Raw genomic sequence first — 22,016 nt, forward strand, 5'->3', positions numbered from 1 at the left:
TCTGTTGCTGCGAACGCTTATGCGCTCGACTTCTTGATCAGACTTTGCAGCTTGCGATGCAACATCGAAATATTGCTTCCTTTCGCCACAAACCCTGTTTGGGTCGCTGAAAGAAGGGCCAGAACTTTATCAGCTTCGGCTTTGCTTGGGAAGGCCCCAAACACACAACTTCCAGTTCCGGTTAGCCGAGCTTCAGTGAATTTGCCCAAAGAATTCAACGCATTGCGAACTTCCGGGTAACTCTGCTCTACCACCGGTTGGCAGTCATTTCGACTGTTTCCCTCGGGAACGGGGCGCATCTTAAGGGGCAGTGAATCACGTGTCAACTGCGGATGTGAAAAAATTTCTGCTGTGCTGACAGACACTTGCGGCACCAGCACGACATACCAGGGCTCGACCGGGTCGACCGGGGTCAGTTGTTCGCCCACGCCCTGGGCGAAGGCAGCATGGCCGCGCACAAACACCGGTACATCGGCACCCAGGCTCAGGCCCAGGGCGGCCAGGCGGTCTTCGTCCCAGCCCAGTTGCCACAGGTGGGCGAGGGCCAGCAGGGTGGTGGCGGCATCCGAGCTGCCACCGCCGATGCCGCCGCCCATGGGCAATACCTTGGTCAGCCAGATGTCGGCGCCCAGTGTCGTGCCGGATTGTGCCTGCAGCATGCGCGCGGCACGGACGATCAGGTTGCTGTCGTGCGGTACTGCCTCGATCTCGGTGTGCAGGCGGATCACGCCGTCGTCACGCACGGTGAAACGCAGCTCGTCGGCGTGGTCGAGAAACTGGAACACGGTTTCCAGCTCGTGGTAGCCGTCAGCGCGGCGGCCGATGATATGCAGCCACAGGTTGAGCTTGGCCGGGGCGGGCAGGGTGAGCGTGCGCATGTGTCAGTGCCCCAGCTGGCGCGGCTGCCAGTCCTTGACCACCAGGGTAACGTCGAGGTCCTTGCCGTGCAGCTTCAGGCGTTCGGGCAGCCAGTAGCCGTTCTGTTCGGTGTAGCTCAGGTACTGCACCTGCCAGCCATCCTGGTCGAGGCTGGCCAGGCGGCTGTCGCCGTCCAGGGTCAGTTTGCTTTTGCTGTCGGGGGCGGGCAGGCCGCGGACCCACCAGACCAGGTGCGAGACCGGCAGTTGCCAGCCCAACTGCTCTTCCAGCAGTGCCTCGGGGCTGCTGGCCTCGTAGCGGCCCTGGTTGGCCACTTCCAGCACCACGCCGCCGGGGCGGCCGGTCAGGCGCGCGGCGCCACGGCCCAACGGGCCGGCCAGGCGAATGTCGTAGTAATCCTGGCGTTGCAGCCAGAACAGCGTGCCGCTGCCGGAATCACGCGGGGCACGGATGCCGACCTTGCCGTTGATCTGCCAGCCATCGAGGCTGCTCAACTGCTCTTTATGGGCACGCCACTGCTGCGGGTTGCCGTGGCCCTCCAGGGCCTCGCGGCTACCGAAGCCGGCACAGCCGGCCAGCAGGGCGATCAGGGTGAAGGTAATGCAATGGCGCAGGAACATGGCGTTAAAGAGTCTCGGATCCGGTCAGGCGCAGGAGGGTCTTGCGCAGGATGGGGCTGTCGGCTTGGGCATCGAAGCCCTTGGCCCAGACCTGGCGGGCTTCGCGGCGCTTGCCGTTGGCCCACAGTACTTCGCCCAGGTGGGCGGCCACTTCATGGTCGGGGAAGCTGGCGAAAGCCCGGCGCAGGTACGACTCAGCCTCGTCGAGGTTGCCCAGGCGGTAGTTGACCCAGCCCAGGCTGTCGAGTATGGCCGGGTCGTCCGGGGTCAGCTGGTGGGCCTTGTCGATCAGCGCCTTGGCTTCGCTGTAGCGGGTGGTGCGATCGGCCAGGGTATAACCGAGGGCATTCAGGGCCATGGCATTTTCCGGCTCGCGGGCGATGATCGCGCGCAGGTCCTTTTCCATCTGCGGCAGGTCGTCACGCTTTTCCGCCAGCATGGCGCGGGTGTACAGCAGGTTGAGGTCGTCCGGGTAGCGCTGGATGGCTTGCTGCAGGACCTGGCTGGCCTGGGTGTCCTTGTTGTTGTTGCTGTAGCTTTCCGACTCGATCAGGTACAGCTGGATGGCGTAGTCCGGCTGCGCTTCGCGGGCCTCGGCGAGCAGGCGCGAGGCTTCGCTGCCGCGGCCGTTGGCAATCAGGATGTCAGCCTGGCGCAGTTGCGCCGGCAGGTAGTCGGGGCCGGGGCCGACCAGGGCGTATTCACGCAGGGCGCCGGCTGGGTCGTGGCGTTCCTCGCGGATGCGGCCCAGGTTCAGGTGCGCGGCGTCGACATTGCTGTCGCGCTCGATCAGCTCCTGCAGGTAGCCCTCGGCTTCATCCCAGTCTTTGTTTTCCAGGCATACCAGGGCCAGCGAATAGCGCAGTTCGTCGTCGTCGGGGTATTGCTGCACCAGGCTGAGAAATTCGCCCTTGGCATCGGCGATGCGGTCCTGTTCGACCAGTGTGCGGGCGTAGGTCAGGCGCAGGCGTTTGTCATCCGGGTTGTCGCGAATAGCCCCGCGCAGCAGTGGCAGGGCCTCCGGGCCGCGGTCCAAGGCCTGCAGCAGGCGGGCGCGGAGTAAAACGGGGGCGACCTCGCCGTTTTGCGGCGGGTGCGACTCGAGCAGCTCTAGGGCTTCTTCGGCCTTGCCATCCTGGTTCAGCAGCAGGGCCTTGCCGAACACCAGTTGGCTGTTCTGCGGGTACTTGACCAGCAGCCGCTCGAAGCTTTGCAACAGACCGTCGCGGGTGCTCTGGTCGGTTTCTGCCGCGGACAGGGCGAGGAAGTCGAAATGGGTGTCGCCCTGGCCTTGCAGGACCTTTTCCATGTACGCCATGGACTCGTCATAGCGGCCGGCGCGGGCCAGCTGGATAGCGGCGGCGCGTTGGGCGTCAAGGTTCTGCGGGTCGTTGCGGGCCCAGACCAGCGCGTTGTCCAGGGCCGGTTCGTCGGCGCCGAGGTATTCGGCAATGCGGTAGGCGCGCTCGGAAACTGCGGGGTCCTGGGTTTTTGCGGCTTGGTCGGTGTAGTTGGCCAGGGCGATGTCGAAGCGGTTGCGCTGGCCTGCCAGCTCCGCCACCAGCAGGCTATAGAGTGTTTCCTGCTTGAACGAGCCATACACCACGGGCTTTTCCGCCTCGCGCTTGGCGGCCTCGGCAGTGGGAGGCTCGGCCTTTTGGGGGGCCAGGCTCTGGCAGCCCTGGAGCAGGGCGAAGGCAAGCAGCAATGCGTATGGTTTGTTCATAAAAGGCTTTAGAAAGACTCACCGGCGGTCGGAGCATGATGACACAAGCGCGGGGGCAAACCCACCTGCGAAGGTATGAAGCTATCGCTTCGCTCATGAAGACCGCGCCATGCATGGGTGGTTCGTCCCAGAGCCAGTCACGATGGTACCTGGACTGTTGTTTTTGCTCTTGCTTCGGCTCTTGCTCTTGCTCTTGCTCTTGCTTTTGCTTTTGCTTCTAAGCGCGCGATAGTTCAGGCGCCGCCGAATGCGACTTCAGGAGGCCGAGCGCAGGCCTCCTGAAGTCGCGAAGATCAAGATCAAGATCAAGATCAAGATCAAAAGCAAGAGCAAGAGCAAGAGCAGAGCAAGAGCAAGAGCAGAGCAGAGCAAGAGCAGAGCAGAGCAAGAGCGGGGCATGCTGAAATTGCTGCTTGTGCAGACCTGGAGGCGGCGATAGCCGTAACGCTACCAGCGCAATAGCGAACGGTGGTTGTCCTGAAACCTGCGAAAGAGGACAATTATCGGCTTCCCGTCACAACCAGCGACCTTGCATGGCCTTTCTTGCACTTGGTATCAACCATAAGACTGCCTCGGTAGACGTACGCGAGCGCGTGGCGTTTACCCCAGAGCAGCTGGTAGACGCCCTGCAGCAGCTCTGCCGGCTGACATCCAGCCGTGAAGCGGCGATCCTGTCGACCTGCAACCGCAGCGAGCTTTATATAGAGCAGGATCACCTTTCCGCCGATGCCGTGCTGCAATGGCTGGCCGACTATCACCGGCTCAGCCTGGACGAGCTGCGCGCCAGCGCCTACGTGCACGAAGAACACGAGGCGGTGAAGCACATGATGCGCGTGGCCTCGGGCCTGGATTCGCTGGTGCTCGGCGAGCCGCAGATCCTCGGCCAGATGAAGTCCGCCTACGCCGTGGCGCGTGAGGCCGGCACCGTCGGCCCGCTGCTCGGGCGCCTGTTCCAGGCCACCTTCAGCGCCGCCAAGCAGGTGCGTACCGACACCGCCATTGGTGAAAACCCGGTGTCGGTGGCGTTTGCCGCAGTCAGCCTGGCCAAGCAGATCTTCAGCGACCTGGGCCGCAGCCAGGCCCTGCTGATCGGTGCCGGTGAAACCATCACCCTGGTTGCCCGCCACCTGCACGAGCAGGGCGTGCGTCGTATCGTCGTCGCCAACCGCACCCTGGAGCGGGCCAGCATCCTTGCTGAACAGTTCGGCGCGCATGCCGTGCTGCTGGCCGACATCCCCCAGGAACTGGCCAACAGTGACATCGTCATCAGCTCCACCGCTAGCCAGTTGCCAATCCTCGGCAAGGGCGCGGTAGAGAGCGCGCTGAAGCAGCGCCGGCACAAGCCAATCTTCATGGTCGACATCGCCGTGCCACGCGACATCGAAACCGAAGTCGGTGAGCTGGACGATGTCTACCTGTACACTGTCGATGACCTGCACGATGTAGTGGCGGAAAACCTCAAGAGCCGCCAGGGCGCAGCCCAGGCCGCCGAAGAGCTGGTGGCAGTCGGGGCGGAAGATTTCATGCTGCGCCTGCGCGAGCTGGCCGCAGTGGACGTGCTCAAGGCCTATCGCCAGCAAAGCGAGCGCCTGCGCGACGAAGAACTGCAAAAAGCCCTGCGTCTGCTGGCCAACGGCGGCAACCCCGAAGACGTGCTGGCCCAGTTGGCCCGGGGGCTGACCAACAAACTCCTGCACGCGCCCAGCGTGCAACTGAAAAGGCTCTCGGCCGAGGGCCGCCTCGATGCGCTGGCCATGGCCCAGGAACTCTTTGCCCTCAACGAGGGCTCGACGGACAAATCCCCGCAATGAAAGCGTCGCTGCTGAACAAACTGGAAATCCTCCAGGACCGCTTCGAAGAACTCACCGCATTGCTCGGTGATGCCGAGGTCATTTCCGACCAGACGCGCTTCCGCGCCTATTCCCGTGAATACGCCGAAGTCGAGCCGGTCTACGCTGCATATAAAGAGTGGCGCAAAGTCCAGGACGACCTCGAAGGCGCCCAGGCGCTGCTCAAGGACAGTGACCCGGACCTGCGCGAAATGGCCGTGGAAGAAGTGCGTGAAGCCAAGGAACAACTGCTGACGCTGGAGGCGCAGCTGCAACGCATGCTGCTGCCCAAAGACCCCAACGACGGCCGCAACGTGTTCCTCGAGATCCGTGCCGGTACCGGTGGCGACGAGGCGGCGATCTTCTCCGGCGACCTGTTCCGCATGTATTCGCGCTACGCCGAAAAGCGCGGCTGGCGCCTGGAAATCCTCTCCGAGAACGAAGGCGAGCACGGCGGCTACAAGGAAATCATCGCCCGCGTCGAGGGTGACAATGTATACGGCAAGCTCAAGTTCGAGTCCGGCGCGCACCGTGTACAGCGCGTGCCCGAGACCGAGTCCCAGGGCCGTATCCACACGTCGGCGTGCACCGTGGCGGTACTGCCCGAACCGGACGAACAGGCCGCCATCGAAATCAACCCGGCCGACCTGCGTGTGGACACCTACCGCGCATCCGGTGCCGGCGGCCAGCACGTCAACAAGACCGACTCGGCGATCCGCATCACCCACTTGCCGACCGGCATCGTGGTCGAGTGCCAGGAAGAGCGTTCGCAGCACAAGAACCGTGCCCGTGCCATGTCCTGGCTGTCGGCCAAGCTCAACGACATGCAGACCAGCGCCGCGCAGAACGCCATCGCCAGCGAGCGCAAGCTGCTGGTCGGTTCGGGCGACCGTTCCGAGCGCATCCGCACGTACAACTATCCACAGGGCCGGGTGACCGACCACCGTATCAACCTGACCCTGTACTCGCTGGACGACATCCTCGCCGGTGGCGTGGAGGCCGTCATCGAACCGCTGTTGGCCGAATACCAGGCCGATCAGCTGGCCGCGCTGGGGGACTGATGACCATCATCGCCAGCCTGCTGCGCAATGCGCAGTTGCCAGAATCGCCCACCGAGCGGCTGGATGCCGAGCTGCTGCTGGCTGCCGCCATCGGCAAGTCGCGCAGCTACCTGCACACCTGGCCCGAGCGGATCGTCAGCAGCGAAGATGCCGAGACCTATGCCAGTTACCTGCAGCGCCGGCGCGACGGCGAGCCGGTCGCCTACATCCTCGGGCAGCAGGGTTTCTGGACGCTCGACCTGGAAGTGGCTCCTCACACCTTGATCCCGCGGCCGGATACCGAGCTGCTGGTCGAAACCGCCCTTGAACTGCAACCCGCCACGCCGGCCAGGGTCCTTGACCTGGGCACCGGCACCGGCGCGATTGCCCTGGCCCTGGCCAGCGATCGCCCGGCCTGGCAGGTAACCGCAGTCGACCGGGTGGAGGAGGCTGCGGCCCTGGCCGAGCGCAACCGCCAGCGGCTGGGCCTGGCAAACGCCCAGGTGCGGGTCAGCCACTGGTTCGACGGCTTGGCCGGCGAGCGTTTCGACCTGATTGTCAGCAACCCGCCCTATATCGCCGCCGCCGACCCGCACCTGGTCGCCGGCGACGTACGTTTCGAGCCCAGCAGCGCCCTGGTGGCCGGCGCCGATGGCCTGGACGATCTGCGCGTCATCGCCGCCCAGGCCCCGGCCCACCTGGTAGCGGGCGGCTGGCTGCTGCTGGAACACGGCTACGATCAGGCAGCGGCAGTACGCGCCTTGCTGGCTGAACAAGGCTTCATCGAGGTCGCCAGTCGCACCGACCTGGGCGGCCATGAACGCATTACCCTGGGGCGCCTGCCATGCTGAGTGATCAGGAACTGCTGCGTTACAGCCGGCAGGTATTGCTGGCCCAGATCGACATTGACGGCCAGTTGCGCCTCAAGCGGAGCAAGGCGCTGATCGTCGGGCTCGGTGGGCTGGGGTCGCCGGTCGCCTTGTACCTGGCCGCCGCCGGTGTGGGTGAGCTGCACCTGGCCGACTTCGATACCGTCGACCTGACCAACCTGCAACGCCAGGTGATTCATGACAATGCCAGCGTCGGCATGAGCAAGGTCGATTCAGCCCTGCAGCGCTTGCAGGCGATCAACCCGGAAATCAGCCTGGTCGCCCATCGCCAGGCCTTGGACGAGGACTCGCTGGCCGCTGCCGTGGCGGCAGTCGACCTGGTGCTGGATTGCTCGGACAACTTCAGCACCCGCGAGGCGGTCAATGCCGCCTGTGTCGCGGCGCTCAAGCCGCTGGTCAGCGGTGCGGCGATCCGCCTGGAAGGGCAGCTTTCCGTATTCGACCCACGGCGTGACTACAGTCCTTGCTACCACTGCCTGTACGGCCATGGCAGCGAAGCCGAACTGACTTGCAGCGAAGCCGGCGTGATTGGGCCCCTCGTTGGCCTGGTGGGCAGCCTGCAGGCGTTGGAGGCCATGAAGCTGCTGGCTGGCTTTGGCGAGCCGCTGGTCGGGCGCCTGCTGCTGATCGATGCCCTCGGCACCCGCATCCGTGAATTGCGGGTCAAGCGTGATCCCGCCTGTGCAGTGTGCGGCAAGCGCGATGGCTGAGCGCTCGGCGCCGATCGGCGTGATGGATTCGGGGGTCGGTGGCTTGTCGGTGCTCGCCGAGATCCAGCGCCTGCTGCCTGGCGAGACGCTGCTGTACGTGGCCGATTGCGGTCATGTGCCGTATGGCGAAAAGACCCCGGACTATATCCGCGAGCGCTGCCGACGAATTGCCGGGTTCTTTCATGAACAAGGCGCCAAGGCCATGGTGCTGGCCTGCAACACGGCGACAGTGGCGGCGGTGGCCGATTTGCGAGAATTGTACCCGACCTGGCCGCTGGTCGGCATGGAGCCGGCGGTGAAGCCCGCTGCGGCTGCCACGCGCTCGGGGGTGGTGGGTGTGCTGGCGACCACCGGTACCCTGCAGAGCGCCAAGTTCGCCGCCTTGCTCGACCGTTTCGCCAGCGATGTTCAGGTCGTGACCCAGCCTTGCCCCGGGCTGGTAGAGCGGATCGAAGCAGGCGACCTGGCCAGCCCGGCATTGCGCCAGTTGTTGCGAGGCTACGTACAGCCTTTGCTGGCGGCGGGCTGCGATACCTTGATCCTCGGCTGCACCCATTATCCCTTCCTGCGCCCCCTGCTGGCCGACCTGGTGCCAGCCGATGTGGCGATCATCGACACGGGCGCCGCAGTCGCCCGTCAGTTGCAGCGCTTGCTGGGCGCCCATGACCTGCTAGCCGAAGGGCCAGCGGGTGCCACCCGCTTCTGGACCAGCGCTGATCCGCAGTTAATGAGAAAAATCCTACCTTTGCTGTGGCATAAGCCCGACAGTGTGCAAAGCTTTGCGTTGTGAAAAAAACGTGAAATCGAGCTGAACTATCGTACTAATGCCGCTTTCTACCCTTTGCCTGACATGAGGCGGACACTAACAACAGCATCAGGAAGAAGGATGTTTCTCATGAAGAAACTGCTGTGCTTGGCGGCGGCTGCCGTCGTGACCCTGGGGCACGCACTGTCGGCGCAGGCCGCCGACGTTTCGTTTTCGGTAGGGCAGACCGGCGACTCGACCATGGTCTACCGGCTGGGGCTGCAATCGAACTGGGAAGCGAGCTGGTGGCAAACCAGTGTCGGTCGCCTGACCGGGTACTGGGATGGGGCCTACAGCTATTGGGACGGTGACGAGACCGCGAGTAACCACAGCCTCTCGTTCGCGCCGGTATTCGTCTATGAGTTTGCCGGCGACTCGGTGAAACCCTACATCGAGGCGGGGATCGGCGTGGCGGCGTTCTCCAGCACCGAGCTGGAAGACAACCAGCTAGGCTCGTCGTTCCAGTTCGAAGACCGTATCGGCTTTGGTTTGCGTTTTGCCGGTGGACATGAGATCGGGGTGCGGGCGATCCACTATTCCAACGCCGGCATCAAGCAGCCGAACGACGGGGTGGAAAGCTACAGCCTGCATTACCGCATGGCGCTGTAAGCCCGCAATAGCGGCCCTGTGGCCGCTGCCCGCAGGCAGATTCATCTACCAGTGGGCAGCGGCCACAGGCTGGCCGGGTCCAGAGCTTCCAGTACCAGCTCCGGGTCATTCTGCGGCCACCGCCGCAACAGCTCTTCTGCCGCGCTCTGCGGTGTCCAGGCCTCCGGTATTGCTTGCGCCGAAGTCACAGGCGTCTTGAGCGAGTGTGGCCCCACCACGGTCAGCGCGACCCCCTGGGCCTGCAATGCCTGGCGCTGCTCGCGCAGCCACTTCGGCATGTTGTTCCAGCCTGCGCTCGGCTGCGTCGGTGCATACAACTGCAACGCCGAATAACGATTGAAAACCGCCATTACCTGCGGCGAGTCGCCGTTGGCCAGCAAGGGCAACGCATTGGCCAGGCAAAGTTCGCCGGCCAACTGGTTGCTGGTGACGATCGCCTCGAACAGCTCGCTGTCGGCCACGTCAGCCGGCAGGTAGTTGCAGGTCCCCGCATTGAGGATCAGGCCATCCAGCGCGCACCAGGCATGGCAGATCAGCTGGCCGGCCTGCGCCGCCTGCTGTTCCTCATGCAACTGCCAGGGCAGAAGCAGCAGCCGGCGCCCATGGCGTGCCGCCAGGGCATCCAGTGCCTCGCCATGCTTGCCGCTTGCCGCTACCCGGTGTCCTTGGGCGAGCAAGCTTTCCACTAGCGCCAGGCCCAGTCCATTGTCGGCGCCCGTTACCCAGATACTACGCACGTTATTCACGATACTGCCCTCTGATCCTGCCGGTGCGGGAGGCTTCGGAATGCTTCCAGTGCACGCTGGCGACTACTGTCGAGATCGACAATCGGACTGTAATACGAATGTTTAGCAAAGAGATCGGCTTCCTTCACCGGAAAATGAATGGATTTTTCATCCAGACCCTGCAATTCCGGCAACCAGTTGCGGATAAAGTGCCCCTTGGGGTCGAAACGCTGCGACTGCGAGACCGGGTTGAACAGGCGGAAATAGGGTACTGCGTCCGTGCCGGTGGACGCGCTCCATTGCCAGCCGCCGTTGTTGGCGGCGAGGTCGCCATCGATCAGGTGGCGCATGAAGTGCCGTTCGCCCTTGCGCCAGTCGATCAACAGGTTCTTGCTGAGGAACATGGCCACGATCATGCGCAGGCGGTTGTGCATCCACCCGGTGTGCAGCAACTGGCGCATCGCGGCGTCGATGATCGGGTAGCCGGTGCGTCCTTGTGCCCAGGCTTCAAAATCGGCCGGTGCGTCGCGCCAGGGCAAAGCCTCAGTCTGGGCCCGGAAGGCGCGGTGGCGCGAGACCTGTGGATAACCGGTCAGGATGTGTTTGTAGAATTCGCGCCAGAGCAGTTCGTTGATCCAGGTCTGCACGCCGCTGCTGCCACTGTCGAATTCGCCCCGGTTGCTGGCCAGGGCAGCATGCAGGCATTGGCGCGGCGAGATTACCCCGGCGGCCAGGTAAGGGGACAGCTGGCTGGTGCCGGGCTTGGCAGGCAGGTCGCGCAGTTGCTGGTAATCGTCGATGGTTTCGTCGATAAAGCGGGCCAGCCGCGCCTGTGCCTCGGCCTCACCGGCAGGCCAATGTTCGCGCAGGGCGTGGGCCGGCTTTTCAAAGCCATCCAGCTGCTCGGGTATGGGGTCGCTGGCGACCTGTAGCGGTGCCTGGCGCTGCACCCGTCGGGCCAGGGCCGGCAGGCCGTGGTGCAGCTGCTCCAGGCAGCTCTTCTTGAACTGGCTGAAAACCTGGAAGTAGTCGCCACTGCGGGTGAGGATGGTACCGGGACGGAAAAACAGCTGGTCGAGATGGCTGTGGGCATGGATGGCTGAACGTTCCAGCAGGGCGCGGGTGGCGTCGTCGCGGCGCTGCTCGTTGATGCCGTATTCCTCGTTCCAGTGCACGCTTTGTACGCGATGCTGGCGGCATACCTCGAGCACCGCTTGTGGCGCCTCCTCCCAGGTGTCGATCGTGCGGATCAGCAAAGGGATGTTCAGCCGCGCCAGCGACTGCCTCAGGCCACGCAGGTTACGCAGCCAGAAGTCGACCTTGCAGGCAGCGTCGTCGTGAGCCCGCCACTGCCCGGGGCTGACTAGCCACAGGGCGATGGTCGGGCCACGTTCACTGGCGGCACTGAGAGCGGTGTTGTCGTCGATGCGCAGGTCGCTGCGCAGCCAGGTCAAGTGCATGATGAGTCCGGTCCTGAGGGCGGCCTGTCAGTGCCCTGAAGCAAACGCAGGGCTGCCTGTGGGGTATCGAAGAAGGAGAGGGCGCAATGATCGAGGCTGGCCAGCGGCACTTCGTGCATGGCCAGTGTCGACCCGCCCAGCAGGGCGGGAACTGGCAGGCTGCGCAGCATGCGTTGTAGCGCCTTGGCATCGATGCGCGGGCCAAGGTGCAGGATGACCGCGCGCACCTTGAGGGAAGTGGCGGCATGGCTGAGCTGTGCAGCACCGATGGGATGCTCCAGCACTTCCACCGCAATACCATTGTTGGTCAGCAACCAGGCGCATAACCACAGCTCGGGGTTGAAGCCGCGCTGGTAGTCATCGGCCAGCAACACCGCCGGGCCTGGCAGCAACTGGTTGTCGTGATAGACCCGGGCGCCAAGCTTGCTGCGCAGCCATGTGTTGAAGAAGATCTGCTCCAGCCCGGCATTGAAGTAGTTGCGCCAGCGCAGCTCGAGAATGTCGAGCAGCGGCAGCAGCAATTGTTTGCACAGGGTAACCGCCGGGTATAGCGCCATGGCCTGGTTGAGCTGCTGGTCGAGCGCACGTTGCGAAAGATTGGCGATGGCATCGATCAGCTGGAACTGCCTGGTTTGCCAGTCCCCTTTGGGCGGTGTGGCGGTGGGCTTGTCGAGTAGCTCGCCGACCTGGCTGACCGATGCGCCACGTTGCAGCCAGGCGAGGATCGCCTCCACCCGTTCGACCTGGTCCAGTGGGTACAGGCGGTGCCCCTTGGCCGTGCGCTGAGGCTTGAGCAAGCCGTAGCGCCGCTCCCAGGCCCTTAGGGTAACCGGGTTGACGCCGGTACGGCGGGCCAGCTCGCCGATGGGCAGGAGGATCTCAGACAGCATTGCGCAGCCCCAGGCTCTCTGGGTGCGGCTGCAGATAGGCCTGTTGCAGCAGATACGGATCGGGGTGCTTGCGCAAATGGTGCTTGAGCAAGGTCAGTGGCACGACCAGTGGTACCACGCCTTGCTGGTACTGGCCGATGATGGCCTGCAGTTCGGCCTTGTCCTGTGGCGTCAGGGCGTCCTTGAAGTAACCACTCAGGTGCTGCAGGACATTGCCATGAGTGCCGCGGCTGGCGCAGCGGCGCAGCGCCTGCATCAGCTGGCTGAAGTAGCGGGGGCCTATGCTTTGCGGATCGTCGTCGCGGCGCATGCTGCCGAGCAGGCGCCCCAGGGTACGGTAGGCCTGGGGATTGTTGGCCATCAGCAGGTATTTGTAGCGCGAATGGAACTGCACCAGCGCACCGCGGCTCAGGCCCTCGGCCAGCAGGCGCTGCCAGTCGGCATAGGCATACACGCGGCTGATGAAGTTCTCGCGCAGCACGGCATCGTGCAGGCGGCCTTCCTCTTCCACGGGCAGGTCCGGGCGCTGTGCACAAAACGCCTGGGCATACGCGCCACGCCCGCTATTGATGGCCGGGCGGCCATTGTCCTGGTACACCTTGACCCGCTCCAGCCCGCAGGACGGCGACTTTTGCATGAAGATGTAGCCACAAATTTCATCGAGTTCCGCAGCCATTTGCTCACCGTAGCTGCGCAGCGGGCCGGTCAGGTCGATGTCGCGGTTGCGGGTGCCGACCACTTCCGGTCGCTCGGGGTCGCCGACCAGGCGAATGGGGTCGCGCGGTGTGCCGAGGCCGATGGCCACCTCCGGGCACACCGGCAACCAGTCGAAGTGTTCCTCGAGCTGCGTGCGACACAGGTCGGAAGCCTTGTGGCCACCGTTATAACGCACGCTGTGGCCGACCAGGCAGGCGCTGATGGCAATACGCGGCTTGCGATGAGTGGAGGGGTCGTGCATGGCTGTCTCCATAAACCTGTACGAGAACAAAATCTTGTACAGGTTTATTCCAGCACAGCCGAGGAGTTATGCAAACTAGTATTTTTGTATAGCTTCGTCACTCAAGGTGTTCAAGCAGCCGCCGTGCTGCTTCCTGGCCACTCAGCCAGGCGCCCTCGACACGCCCGGACAGGCACCAGTCGCCGCACGCATACAAACCCTGGTCGGCATCGGCCAGCGCACCCCACTCGTGGTTGCTGGTCGGGCGGGCATACAGCCAGCGGTGGGCCAAGGCAAAGGTCGGCGCCGGCACCACGCAGCCGACCAGCTCGGCGAATTCGCCCCACAGCTGCTCGATCACCTCTTCCTTGGGCAGGTCGATATGTTGTCGGCTCCAAGTCGAGGTGGCGTGCAGCACCCAGGTATCGAGCTGTTCGTCACGGCCCGGTTTGCTCCGGTTGCGGGCCAGCCAGTCGAGCGGGTTGTCCTGTACGAAGCAGCCTTGCATGGGGGTGTCGAGGGGGTGCTGGAAAGCCACGGCCACGGCCCAGGTGGGCTCCATCTGCACCCCCGCTGCCACCGCGGCCAGCTTCGGAGTAGCAGCCAGCAGTGGCGTGGCCTGCGGGGCCGGCACGGCGATGACCACGCGACTGAAGGGGCCGTGACTGCAGCCTTCGGTATCCTGCAGGTGCCAATACTGCTTGCCGCGGAACACCTCGGCGATGCGGCAGCCGAAGTTGACCGTCACGTCCTTGAGCAGGCCGCGGGTAATGGCGCTCATGCGCGGCACGCCGACCCAGCGCGTCTGTTCGTCCGGAGAGGGGCTGAGTTCGCCATCGAGGTAGTTGTACAGCTGTGGCTTCCATTGCTCGGCCCAGCCGGCGGCCACCCATTGCTGCACCTGCTCGACGAAGCGCCGGTCACGGGCGGTGAAGTACTGGGCACCGAGATCCAGCGCGCCAGCCTCGCTGCGCTTGCTGGCCATGCGCCCGCCACTGCCATGGCCTTTGTCGAACAAGTGCACGGATTGCCCGGCCTTCTGCAAGGCCTGGGCGGCAGACAGGCCGGCGATACCGGCCCCGATGATGGCGATTGGTACTGTCATGATGGCCTCTTCAAACCTTGCTGTAAGCAGACTACGCTGTCAGACAAACCTGTACAATGCACAAATTTTGTATAAGGTTATACCGCTTTGGCGGGCAGCTTGGCCTATGTTTATCCGAGAGCGTCGGGTCAAAAAAGTGCCTTGTCGTTAAAAATAGACCACCGCCGCATTCTGCGAGGACACAGCCATGCATATATTGCTGACAGGCGGCACCGGGTTGATTGGCCGGCACCTGTGCCGGTACTGGCTTGGCCAGGGGCATCGACTGACGGTGTGGAGCCGGCGGCCTGAACAGGTGCCGGCAATCTGCGGGGCCGGTGTGCGCGGTATCGCCCGGCTGGAGCAGCTGGAGGCGGACGATCAACTGGATGCGGTGGTCAACCTGGCTGGCGCTCCGATTGCAGACCGGCCCTGGACGGCGGCCAGGCGCAACCTCTTGTGGGCCAGCCGAGTCACCCTTACCGAGCAGTTGCTGAGCTGGCTGGGCACCCGTGAGCAGCGCCCGGAAGTGCTGATTTCCGGTTCGGCTGTAGGCTGGTACGGGGATGGTGGCGAACGCGAGCTGAGCGAGGTTTCACCACCGGTGCGGGAAGATTTCGCCAGCCAGCTGTGTATTGCCTGGGAGGAAACCGCGCTGCGTTCCCAGGCCCAGGGCATCCGCGTGGTGTTGGTACGCACCGGGCTGGTGCTGGCCGCTGAGGGCGGCTTTTTGTCGCGCCTGCGCATGCCCTTCAAGCTGGGGCTGGGCGGGCCCTTGGGCAACGGGCGGCAGTGGATGCCCTGGATCCATATAGACGACCAGGTCGCCCTGATTGATTTTCTCTTGCAGCACAAGGACGCCAGCGGTCCTTATAATGCCTGCGCCCCGGAGCCCGTGCGCAACCGTGAATTCGCCACGCGCCTGGGCCGCACCTTGCACCGTCCGGCGCTGCTGCCGCTGCCGGCACTGCTGCTCAAGGCCGGTCTGGGCGAGCTGTCGGTCCTGCTGCTCGGCGGCCAGCGCGCCCGCCCGGTACGCTTGCTGGCGGCAGGCTTTACCTTCCGCTTCAACGATCTGCAATCGGCCCTGGACAACCTGTCCGGCCAACTCTGACATAGGACGCTGCATGACCGATCACGCCCTGCTGCTGGTCAACCTGGGTTCCCCTGCCTCCACTTCGGTGGCCGATGTGCGCCGCTACCTCGACCAGTTTCTCATGGACCCGTATGTGGTCGACCTGCCCTGGCCGCTGCGGCGCCTGCTGGTGTCGCTGATCCTGATCAAGCGCCCGGAGCAGTCGGCGCACGCCTATGCCTCTATCTGGTGGGACGAGGGGTCGCCACTGGTGGTGCTGACCCGGCGTCTGCAGGCGGCAATGGTCGGGCACTGGCCGCACGGCCCGGTGGAAATCGCCATGCGCTATGGCCAGCCGGCGTTGCCTGAAGTGCTGGGGCGGCTGGCGCAACAAGGCGTGCGCAAGGTGACCTTGGCACCGCTCTACCCACAGTTCGCCGATAGCACGGTAACCACGGTAGTGGAGCAGGCAAGGCAGACCATTGCCGAGCAGCGGCTACCGTTGCAGATGCGCGTGCTGCAGCCGTTTTATGAACACCCGGACTATGTCGAGGCACTGGCCGCCAGCGCCCGTCCCTATCTGGAGCAGGCCTATGACCACGTACTGCTCAGCTTTCACGGCCTGCCGGAACGCCACCTGAAGAAGTTGTTCCCGAAAGGTAGCCAGCACGACCTGCGGGCTGCCGATTGCTGTGACGCTGCGCCCGCCGAAGTGCGGGCGGTCTGCTACCGTGGGCAATGCCTGGCCACGGCCAAGGCTTTTGCGCGGAAAATGGGCATTGCCGATGGCAAATGGTCGGTATCGTTCCAGTCGCGGTTGGGCCGGGACAAGTGGATCGAACCCTATACCGAGACACGCCTGGACGAGCTGGCCAGGGCCGGGGTGAAGAAGCTGCTGGTGATGTGCCCGGCGTTCGTCGCCGATTGCATCGAAACGCTGGAAGAGATCGGCATGCGTGGCAGTGAGCAGTTTGTCGAGGCGGGGGGGCGAGAACTGGTGCTGGTGCCGTGCCTCAATGATCATCCGGAGTGGGTGAGGGTGCTGGCTGATATGTGCGAAAAGGCCTGATTCTCAGCGCGTCTGTCTGTGCCGGCCTCTTCGCGGGTAGGCCCGTGAAGAGGCCGAATCAGATCAAGGCTGATCATCCAGCTTCTTGTGCTTCCAGCCATCATTGCCCGGCAGAATCAGGTTCAGGGCGATGGCCACGATGGCACACAGGGCAATGCCTTTCAGGCCCCAGTCATCCGGGCCGTCGCCGCTGCCGATGAGCACGCCGCCAATACCGAACACCAGGGTGACCGAGACGATCACCAGGTTGCGCGCTTCGGCCAGGTCGATCTTGTGGCGGATCATGGTATTCATGCCCACCGCTGCGATCGAGCCGAACAGCAGGCACAGGATGCCGCCCATCACCGGCACCGGAATGCTCTGCAGCAGCGCGCCGAACTTGCCGATGAAGGCCAGGGTGATGGCGAAGATTGCCGCCCAGGTCATGATTTTCGGGTTGTAGTTCTTGGTCAGCATCACCGCGCCGGTCACTTCGGCGTAGGTGGTGTTGGGCGGGCCGCCGAACAGGCCGGCGGCGGTAGTGGCTAGGCCGTCACCCAGCAGGGTGCGGTGCAGGCCGGGCTTCTTCAAGTAGTCGCGGCCGGTCACGCTGCCCACCGCAATCACCCCGCCGATGTGCTCGATCGCCGGTGCCAGGGCAACCGGGACGATGAACAGGATGGCCTGCCAGTTGAATGCCGGCGCGGTGAAGTTGGGCAGTTCCAGCCACGGTGCGGCGGCGATCCTGGCCGTGTCGACCACGCCAAAGGCGAACGACAGGGCAAAGCCGACCAGCACGCCGGCAATGATCGGCACCAGGCGGAAGATGCCTTTGCCGAACACGGCGACGATCAGTGTGGTCAGCAGGGCGGGCATGGAGATCATCATCGCCGTCTTGTACGGCAGCAGCACGCTGCCGTCCCCGGCCTTGCCCATCGCCATGTTCGCCGCGATCGGTGCCATGGCCAGGCCGATGGAAATGATCACCGGGCCGATCACCACCGGCGGCAGCATGCGGTCGATGAAACCGGTGCCTTTGATTTTCACCATCAGGCCCATGAAGGTGTAGACGAAGCCGGCGGCCATCACGCCGCCCATGGTCTCGGCCAGGCCGAACTGGCCCTTGGCGAGGATGATCGGGGTGATGAAGGCAAAGCTCGAGGCCAGGAACACCGGTACCTGGCGGCCGGTGACCAGCTGGAACAGCAGGGTGCCGATGCCGGCGGTGAACAGCGCGACGTTCGGGTCGAGGCCGGTGATCAGTGGCATCAGCACCAGCGCGCCGAATGCCACGAAGAGCATCTGCGCGCCCGAAACGACCTGGCGCCACAGCGGGTCGTTGAAGCCGTCCTGCATGGTCAGGCGTCCTTTTGCTTGGTGCCGAAGATCTTGTCACCGGCATCGCCCAGGCCTGGCACGATGTAGCCGTGTTCGTTCAGGTGCTGGTCGATCGAAGCGGTGTAGATCTGCACGTCCGGGTGGGCTTTTTCCACCACATCGATGCCTTCTGGCGCGGCCACCAGGACCATGGCACGGATCTCCTTGCAGCCTGCCTTCTTCAGCAGGTCGATGGTGGCAACCATCGAACCGCCGGTGGCCAGCATCGGGTCGATGATCAGGGCCAGGCGCTGGTTGATGTCCGGCGCGAGCTTTTCCAGGTAGGTGTGGGCTTCGAGGGTTTCTTCGTTGCGGGCAACACCCACCGCGCTGACCTTGGCCCCCGGGATCAGGCTGAGCACACCGTCGAGCATGCCGATGCCGGCGCGCAGGATCGGCACCACGGTAATCTTCTTGCCAGCGATCTTTTCAACTTGCACCTTGCCACACCAGCCGTCGATCTCGTAGCTTTCCAGCGGCAGGTCCTGGGTCGCTTCGTAAGTCAGGAGCGCGCCGACTTCCTGGGCGAGTTCGCGAAAATTCTTGGTGCTGATATCGGCACGGCGCATCAGGCCGAGCTTGTGGCGGATCAGCGGATGGCGGATCTCACGAGTGGGCATAGGGGGCTCCGAAAGGCGGGCAAAAAAACCGCGCTAGATTAATCTATTCAGCCTGTGCTGTCGTCTGGTCATTTGGACGTTAGTCCATAAATGCTTGATCTGTGACGAGCGGATGCGTACCTTTGCCCGCTTTTCCAAAGTGCCACCCGGAGAGCGCCATGTCCGCCGATCTCGAGCATATCCGTCAAGTCATGCGTGAAGCTGACTGCCTGTACACCGAAGCCGAAGTCGAAGCGGCCATCGCCAAAGTCGGCGCGCAGATCTGCAACGACCTGCACGACAGGAATCCGGTGGTGTTCTGTGTAATGAACGGCGGCCTGATCTTTGCCGGCAAATTGCTGACCCACCTGCAGTTCCCACTGGAGGCCAGCTACCTGCACGCCACCCGCTACCGCAACCAGACCAGCGGCGGCGAGCTGTTCTGGAAGGCCAAGCCGGAAGTGTCGTTCATCGACCGTGACGTCTTGATCGTCGATGACATCCTCGATGAAGGTCACACCCTCAGCGCCATCATCGAGTTCTGCAAGCATGCCGGTGCGCGTTCGGTGCACACCGCAGTGCTGATCGACAAGGACCATGAGCGCAAGGCCAGCCCCGACCTCAAGGCCGACTACGTGGGCTTGCCCTGCGTCGACCGCTACATCTTCGGCTACGGCATGGACTACAAAGGCTACTGGCGCAACGCCAACGGCATTTTCGCCGTCAAGGGGCTGTGACCATGCGCCAGCCTGCGTTCATCGACCAATCGCTGTTCGCCGGGCTGGCCGCGCAGGCTGCCGCCAACCCGCGGCAGCGGCAGCACCACACCTTCCATGAGATGGAAGAACCCTGCCACCGCATGGCTGTCGGCCTGCAACCGGGTACCTACATCCCGCCGCACCGCCACCTCAGCGCCGACAAGGCGGAAACGCTGCTGGCCCTCAAAGGGCGCTTCGGCCTGCTGCTGTTCGATGAACAAGGCGTGGTAACCGACAAGCGGGTGCTGCAGGCGGGCGGTGACTGCCTCGGTGTGGACCTGGCGCCCGGCATCTACCACGGGCTGGTAGTGCTGGAGCCGGACAGCATCCTGTTCGAGTGCAAGGCCGGGCCGTACCGTCCGGTGGGCGAGGGTGAGCACGCGCACTGGGCACCGCGCGAGGGTGAAGAGGGGGTCGCCGCGTACCAGGCCTGGATGCTTGCGCAGTTCGACTGATGCCAGGCCGCTCCTACAAGAGGCCGTGCACGCCGTGCTAGAGTGCCTCTTCATACAAGGAGCCTCACATGCGTGCGTTTCTTCCCCTTCTGCTGGCGGTCAGCCTGCCGCTTGCCGCCGCACCGCTGCACAGCCAGTTCCTGCCACCTGACGACCAGTCCCTGCGCCAGGAAGCGCCGACCGGCCAGCAATTGTTGCAAGTGACCGATTATTCGGTGGTGGTCGGCGCCCAGCGCCAGTCCGACCAGCAGCCGATCCCGATCACCTCGTCGTTGCAGGTGCGTCTCAAGGGCAAGCCGCTGAGCAAGGGCGCGACCATCGCCCAGGTGCTGCTGACCTTCGACGGCGAAGCGGCCAAGAGCCTGAAAAAACCCGTGTATGACGAGAATACCCGCACCCTGAGCCTGAATTACCCGGTCAGCGACTACCGGGTGATCATGGACCTGCTGCGGAATGAAACGCTGTATGTGCAGTTCCTCACCTACGGTAACGGCCATATCTGGGCCGACCTGCACACCGGCACCGTACGTACGCGTTGAGGCGCGCGGGCTGAGGGCGGTACACTGCCGGCCTTCGAAATCCCGTGATGGTCCAGTTGGAGTCGGCAATGCGTAAAGACAAGAAACAGGTAATCGGCGACGAGATCAGCGACGACTACATCAAGACGTTCCTGCAATTCGAGCCGGCCGATGGGGTGACCTCGCCTTCGCTGCACAAGCTGGTCAAGGCCTACCGGGGCCTGCGCGTCGACGACTTCGCGCGCTTTGTCGGCTTCTTCGTCGAAGCGGGCCTGGACCTGGATGGCAAGGACGAGCATGGCAAGACCTTCGTCGAGCTGATTGCCGACCAGCGCAATGCCGCCGAATACATCGAGATCATCGCCGCCGCTCGCGGCTGATAAAGATCCAGGCACAAAAAAACGCCCCGAGGGGCGTTTTTTCGTTACCGCTGCAGATCAAGCGTAATGCTTGGCCGCCGGGCTGCTTTCCACCAGGTCCAGCGCCACGTCGTTGTCGGCACTGATCTTGTGATACAGGGCAGCGTCGGTCGCCAGGGTCTTCTCGCGCGCCGGGAAGATTTCCTTGAGCTTGGCGGCCCAGGCACCTTTGGCCTGCTCGGGGAAGCAGCGCTCGATCAGTTCCAGCATGATCGACACGGTCACCGAAGCACCCGGCGATGCGCCGAGCAGTGCCGCCAGGCTACCGTCCTGGGCCGAGACCAGCTCGGTACCAAACTGCAGCACGCCGCCTTTCTTCGGGTCCTTCTTGATGATCTGTACGCGCTGGCCGGCCACTTCCAGGCGCCAGTCTTCGGCCTTGGCCTGCGGATAGAAACGACGCAGGGCCTCCAGGCGTTGCTCCATCGACTGCATCACTTCACTGACCAAGTACTTGGTCAGGTCCATGTTGTCGCGGGCCACGGCCAGCATCGGGCCGATGTTGCCCATGCGCACCGACAGCGGCAGGTCCATCAGCGAACCGTGCTTGAGGAACTTGGTGGTGAAGCCGGCGTACGGCCCGAACAGCAGCGATTTCTTGCCGTCGACCACGCGGGTGTCCAGGTGTGGTACCGACATCGGTGGTGCACCGACCGCGGCCTGGCTGTAGACCTTGGCCTGGTGCTGCTTGACGATTTCCGGGTTGTCGCAACGCAGCCACTGGCCGCTGACCGGGAAGCCGCCGAAGCCTTTGCTTTCCGGAATGCCAGACATCTGCAGCAGCGGCAGGGCCGCGCCACCGGCACCGAGGAAGACGAAGCGGGCGTCCACTTCGCGGCTGCCGCCGCTGTTGACGTCCTTGATGCTCACGGTCCAGCCGCTGCCGTTACGGCGCAGGCCGACGACCTTCTTGCTGTACTTGACCTGGGCGTGCTCGGTGTCGCCTAGCAGCTTCAGCAGCTTGTTGGTCAGCGCGCCGAAGTTGACGTCGGTGCCCTTGAGTACGCGGGTGGCGGCGATGCGCTGGTCGGCCGGGCGGCCTGGCATCATCAGCGGCATCCACTCCTTCATCAGCGCCTTGTCTTCGGTATATTCCATCTCGGCGAAGGCGTGGTGCTGCTTGAGCAGCTCGAAGCGCTTCTTGAGGAAGGCAATACCCTTGTCACCCTCGACATAGCTCAGGTGCGGCACAGGGTTGATGAAAGCACGCGCCGAGCCGAAGTTGCCCTTCTTGCTCAGGTAGGCCCAGAACTGGCGCGAGACCTCGAACTGGGTGTTGATGTGCACGGCCTTCTTGATGTCGATGCTGCCATCGGCGGCCTGCGGCGTGTAGTTAAGCTCGCACAGGCCGGCGTGGCCGGTACCTGCATTGTTCCAGGGGTTGGAGCTTTCCGCGGCTCCGGAGTCCATCGCCTCGACCACCTCGAGTTTCAGGGCCGGGTCGAGCTCCTTGAGCAGTACGGCCAGGGTGGCACTCATGATGCCCGCGCCTACCAGTACCACATCAACCGATTCGTTCTGCGCCATTTAACGCGTCTCCACAATCTACAGCTACCTAATTGA

At 63.9% G+C, this 22,016-nt stretch carries 23 protein-coding genes; 12 read left to right on the forward strand and 11 right to left on the reverse strand.

From position 1 onward, the window contains the following. Window positions 1–17: 17 nt before the first annotated feature. From ispE to QSV36_RS19725, 3 genes are read right to left on the reverse strand one after another with little or no spacing between them, the layout of a single operon-like run. Complete coding sequence (ispE, locus tag QSV36_RS19715; RefSeq protein WP_289133824.1) at window positions 18–878, reverse strand: 4-(cytidine 5'-diphospho)-2-C-methyl-D-erythritol kinase; 861 nt, start codon at window positions 876–878, stop codon at window positions 18–20. Window positions 879–881: 3 nt separating this feature from the next. After that, entirely contained in the window at window positions 882–1,499 is a 618-nt protein-coding gene (gene lolB / locus QSV36_RS19720; protein WP_170028250.1) for a lipoprotein insertase outer membrane protein LolB, read from the reverse strand. A gap of 4 nt (window positions 1,500–1,503) precedes the next feature. Continuing rightward, complete coding sequence (locus tag QSV36_RS19725; protein ID WP_289133825.1) at window positions 1,504–3,225, reverse strand: tetratricopeptide repeat protein; 1,722 nt, start codon at window positions 3,223–3,225, stop codon at window positions 1,504–1,506. A 533-nt stretch (window positions 3,226–3,758) separates the two neighbouring features. On the opposite strand from QSV36_RS19725, the gene hemA reads away from it, so the two are divergent. From hemA to QSV36_RS19755, 6 genes are all read left to right on the forward strand, one after another. Then, window positions 3,759–5,036, forward strand: a complete 1,278-nt coding sequence (gene hemA, locus QSV36_RS19730; RefSeq protein ID WP_170028252.1) for a glutamyl-tRNA reductase — start codon at window positions 3,759–3,761, stop codon at window positions 5,034–5,036. After that, the gene (prfA, locus tag QSV36_RS19735; RefSeq protein ID WP_170028253.1) at window positions 5,033–6,115 is read left to right on the forward strand and encodes a peptide chain release factor 1; all 1,083 of its coding nucleotides are present in this window, start codon (window positions 5,033–5,035) and stop codon (window positions 6,113–6,115) included. The genes hemA and prfA overlap by 4 nt, the downstream gene beginning before the upstream one ends. Then, entirely contained in the window at window positions 6,115–6,945 is an 831-nt protein-coding gene (gene prmC / locus QSV36_RS19740) for a peptide chain release factor N(5)-glutamine methyltransferase (protein ID WP_289133826.1), read from the forward strand. Before prfA ends, prmC begins: the two co-directional genes overlap by 1 nt. Further along, complete coding sequence (locus QSV36_RS19745; protein WP_289133827.1) at window positions 6,939–7,694, forward strand: molybdopterin-synthase adenylyltransferase MoeB; 756 nt, start codon at window positions 6,939–6,941, stop codon at window positions 7,692–7,694. Before prmC ends, QSV36_RS19745 begins: the two co-directional genes overlap by 7 nt. Beyond that, entirely contained in the window at window positions 7,687–8,484 is a 798-nt protein-coding gene (gene murI / locus QSV36_RS19750) for a glutamate racemase (RefSeq protein ID WP_289133828.1), read from the forward strand. The genes QSV36_RS19745 and murI overlap by 8 nt, the downstream gene beginning before the upstream one ends. 105 nt (window positions 8,485–8,589) lie before the next feature. Further along, window positions 8,590–9,108 carry an acyloxyacyl hydrolase gene (locus QSV36_RS19755; RefSeq protein WP_289133829.1) on the forward strand — a complete coding sequence of 173 codons (519 nt, stop codon included), beginning with the start codon at window positions 8,590–8,592 and terminating at the stop codon, window positions 9,106–9,108. 41 nt (window positions 9,109–9,149) lie between these two features. On the opposite strand, the gene QSV36_RS19760 is transcribed toward QSV36_RS19755, so the two are convergent. The 5 genes from QSV36_RS19760 to QSV36_RS19780 all read right to left on the reverse strand — a co-directional run bounded on the left by QSV36_RS19760 (window position 9,150) and on the right by QSV36_RS19780 (window position 14,225). After that, a complete protein-coding gene (locus QSV36_RS19760) occupies window positions 9,150–9,854 on the reverse strand; it encodes an SDR family oxidoreductase (protein WP_289133830.1) in 705 nt (234 codons plus the stop codon). Beyond that, entirely contained in the window at window positions 9,851–11,293 is a 1,443-nt protein-coding gene (gene phrB / locus QSV36_RS19765; protein WP_289133831.1) for a deoxyribodipyrimidine photo-lyase, read from the reverse strand. Before phrB ends, QSV36_RS19760 begins: the two co-directional genes overlap by 4 nt. Continuing rightward, window positions 11,284–12,183 carry a MerR family transcriptional regulator gene (locus QSV36_RS19770; RefSeq protein ID WP_289133832.1) on the reverse strand — a complete coding sequence of 300 codons (900 nt, stop codon included), beginning with the start codon at window positions 12,181–12,183 and terminating at the stop codon, window positions 11,284–11,286. Before QSV36_RS19770 ends, phrB begins: the two co-directional genes overlap by 10 nt. Next, on the reverse strand, window positions 12,173–13,141 hold the full coding sequence (locus QSV36_RS19775; RefSeq protein ID WP_289133833.1) for a YbgA family protein: 969 nt from the start codon (window positions 13,139–13,141) through the stop codon (window positions 12,173–12,175). The genes QSV36_RS19770 and QSV36_RS19775 overlap by 11 nt, the downstream gene beginning before the upstream one ends. Before the next feature lie 97 nt (window positions 13,142–13,238). Further along, window positions 13,239–14,225, reverse strand: coding sequence for an NAD(P)/FAD-dependent oxidoreductase (locus tag QSV36_RS19780; protein WP_289133834.1), 987 nt, complete (start codon window positions 14,223–14,225; stop codon window positions 13,239–13,241). A 187-nt stretch (window positions 14,226–14,412) separates the two neighbouring features. On the opposite strand from QSV36_RS19780, the gene QSV36_RS19785 reads away from it, so the two are divergent. Together QSV36_RS19785 and hemH are read left to right on the forward strand one after the other, a co-directional pair. Beyond that, the gene (locus tag QSV36_RS19785; RefSeq protein ID WP_289133835.1) at window positions 14,413–15,318 is read left to right on the forward strand and encodes a TIGR01777 family oxidoreductase; all 906 of its coding nucleotides are present in this window, start codon (window positions 14,413–14,415) and stop codon (window positions 15,316–15,318) included. Window positions 15,319–15,331: 13 nt separating this feature from the next. Then, window positions 15,332–16,348 (forward strand): ferrochelatase, encoded by a 1,017-nt coding sequence (gene hemH / locus QSV36_RS19790; protein WP_289133836.1) that lies wholly within the window; start codon window positions 15,332–15,334, stop codon window positions 16,346–16,348. 63 nt (window positions 16,349–16,411) lie between these two features. Here hemH and QSV36_RS19795 read toward each other — a convergent pair whose 3' ends face one another. After that, window positions 16,412–17,683 (reverse strand): uracil-xanthine permease family protein, encoded by a 1,272-nt coding sequence (locus tag QSV36_RS19795; protein ID WP_289133837.1) that lies wholly within the window; start codon window positions 17,681–17,683, stop codon window positions 16,412–16,414. Between the two features lie 2 nt (window positions 17,684–17,685). Further along, on the reverse strand, window positions 17,686–18,324 hold the full coding sequence (upp, locus tag QSV36_RS19800; protein ID WP_289133838.1) for a uracil phosphoribosyltransferase: 639 nt from the start codon (window positions 18,322–18,324) through the stop codon (window positions 17,686–17,688). Between the two features lie 158 nt (window positions 18,325–18,482). On the opposite strand from upp, the gene QSV36_RS19805 reads away from it, so the two are divergent. The 4 genes from QSV36_RS19805 (at window position 18,483) to QSV36_RS19820 (ending at window position 20,414) form a co-directional block, all read left to right on the forward strand. Then, the gene (locus tag QSV36_RS19805) at window positions 18,483–19,040 is read left to right on the forward strand and encodes a hypoxanthine-guanine phosphoribosyltransferase (protein ID WP_289133839.1); all 558 of its coding nucleotides are present in this window, start codon (window positions 18,483–18,485) and stop codon (window positions 19,038–19,040) included. Between the two features lie 2 nt (window positions 19,041–19,042). Beyond that, entirely contained in the window at window positions 19,043–19,516 is a 474-nt protein-coding gene (locus QSV36_RS19810) for a WbuC family cupin fold metalloprotein (protein WP_289133840.1), read from the forward strand. Between the two features lie 68 nt (window positions 19,517–19,584). Next, window positions 19,585–20,055 (forward strand): hypothetical protein, encoded by a 471-nt coding sequence (locus tag QSV36_RS19815; RefSeq protein WP_289133841.1) that lies wholly within the window; start codon window positions 19,585–19,587, stop codon window positions 20,053–20,055. Between the two features lie 68 nt (window positions 20,056–20,123). Then, window positions 20,124–20,414, forward strand: coding sequence for a PA4642 family protein (locus tag QSV36_RS19820; protein WP_289133842.1), 291 nt, complete (start codon window positions 20,124–20,126; stop codon window positions 20,412–20,414). Window positions 20,415–20,471: 57 nt separating this feature from the next. Here the strand turns inward: QSV36_RS19820 and mqo are convergent, their stop codons facing one another. Continuing rightward, window positions 20,472–21,980 carry a malate dehydrogenase (quinone) gene (gene mqo / locus QSV36_RS19825; RefSeq protein ID WP_289133843.1) on the reverse strand — a complete coding sequence of 503 codons (1,509 nt, stop codon included), beginning with the start codon at window positions 21,978–21,980 and terminating at the stop codon, window positions 20,472–20,474. Window positions 21,981–22,016: the final 36 nt, after the last annotated feature.

The sequence above is a fragment of the Pseudomonas sp. BCRC 81390 genome (genome assembly GCF_030341915.1).
Classification (GTDB): domain Bacteria; phylum Pseudomonadota; class Gammaproteobacteria; order Pseudomonadales; family Pseudomonadaceae; genus Aquipseudomonas.

Excerpts from the sequence above, each read along its gene's own strand:
- ispE (WP_289133824.1), bottom strand. The coding sequence starts at position 878 with ATGCGCACGCTCACCCTGCCCGCCCCGGCCAAGCTCAACCTGTGGCTG.
- lolB (WP_170028250.1), bottom strand. The coding sequence starts at position 1,499 with ATGTTCCTGCGCCATTGCATTACCTTCACCCTGATCGCCCTGCTGGCC.
- QSV36_RS19725 (WP_289133825.1), bottom strand. The coding sequence starts at position 3,225 with ATGAACAAACCATACGCATTGCTGCTTGCCTTCGCCCTGCTCCAGGGC.
- hemA (WP_170028252.1), top strand. The coding sequence starts at position 3,759 with ATGGCCTTTCTTGCACTTGGTATCAACCATAAGACTGCCTCGGTAGAC.
- prfA (WP_170028253.1), top strand. The coding sequence starts at position 5,033 with ATGAAAGCGTCGCTGCTGAACAAACTGGAAATCCTCCAGGACCGCTTC.
- prmC (WP_289133826.1), top strand. The coding sequence starts at position 6,115 with ATGACCATCATCGCCAGCCTGCTGCGCAATGCGCAGTTGCCAGAATCG.
- QSV36_RS19745 (WP_289133827.1), top strand. The coding sequence starts at position 6,939 with ATGCTGAGTGATCAGGAACTGCTGCGTTACAGCCGGCAGGTATTGCTG.
- murI (WP_289133828.1), top strand. The coding sequence starts at position 7,687 with ATGGCTGAGCGCTCGGCGCCGATCGGCGTGATGGATTCGGGGGTCGGT.
- QSV36_RS19755 (WP_289133829.1), top strand. The coding sequence starts at position 8,590 with ATGAAGAAACTGCTGTGCTTGGCGGCGGCTGCCGTCGTGACCCTGGGG.
- phrB (WP_289133831.1), bottom strand. The coding sequence starts at position 11,293 with ATGCACTTGACCTGGCTGCGCAGCGACCTGCGCATCGACGACAACACC.
- QSV36_RS19770 (WP_289133832.1), bottom strand. The coding sequence starts at position 12,183 with ATGCTGTCTGAGATCCTCCTGCCCATCGGCGAGCTGGCCCGCCGTACC.
- QSV36_RS19775 (WP_289133833.1), bottom strand. The coding sequence starts at position 13,141 with ATGCACGACCCCTCCACTCATCGCAAGCCGCGTATTGCCATCAGCGCC.
- QSV36_RS19780 (WP_289133834.1), bottom strand. The coding sequence starts at position 14,225 with ATGACAGTACCAATCGCCATCATCGGGGCCGGTATCGCCGGCCTGTCT.
- QSV36_RS19785 (WP_289133835.1), top strand. The coding sequence starts at position 14,413 with ATGCATATATTGCTGACAGGCGGCACCGGGTTGATTGGCCGGCACCTG.
- hemH (WP_289133836.1), top strand. The coding sequence starts at position 15,332 with ATGACCGATCACGCCCTGCTGCTGGTCAACCTGGGTTCCCCTGCCTCC.
- QSV36_RS19795 (WP_289133837.1), bottom strand. The coding sequence starts at position 17,683 with ATGCAGGACGGCTTCAACGACCCGCTGTGGCGCCAGGTCGTTTCGGGC.
- upp (WP_289133838.1), bottom strand. The coding sequence starts at position 18,324 with ATGCCCACTCGTGAGATCCGCCATCCGCTGATCCGCCACAAGCTCGGC.
- QSV36_RS19805 (WP_289133839.1), top strand. The coding sequence starts at position 18,483 with ATGTCCGCCGATCTCGAGCATATCCGTCAAGTCATGCGTGAAGCTGAC.
- QSV36_RS19810 (WP_289133840.1), top strand. The coding sequence starts at position 19,043 with ATGCGCCAGCCTGCGTTCATCGACCAATCGCTGTTCGCCGGGCTGGCC.
- QSV36_RS19815 (WP_289133841.1), top strand. The coding sequence starts at position 19,585 with ATGCGTGCGTTTCTTCCCCTTCTGCTGGCGGTCAGCCTGCCGCTTGCC.
- QSV36_RS19820 (WP_289133842.1), top strand. The coding sequence starts at position 20,124 with ATGCGTAAAGACAAGAAACAGGTAATCGGCGACGAGATCAGCGACGAC.
- mqo (WP_289133843.1), bottom strand. The coding sequence starts at position 21,980 with ATGGCGCAGAACGAATCGGTTGATGTGGTACTGGTAGGCGCGGGCATC.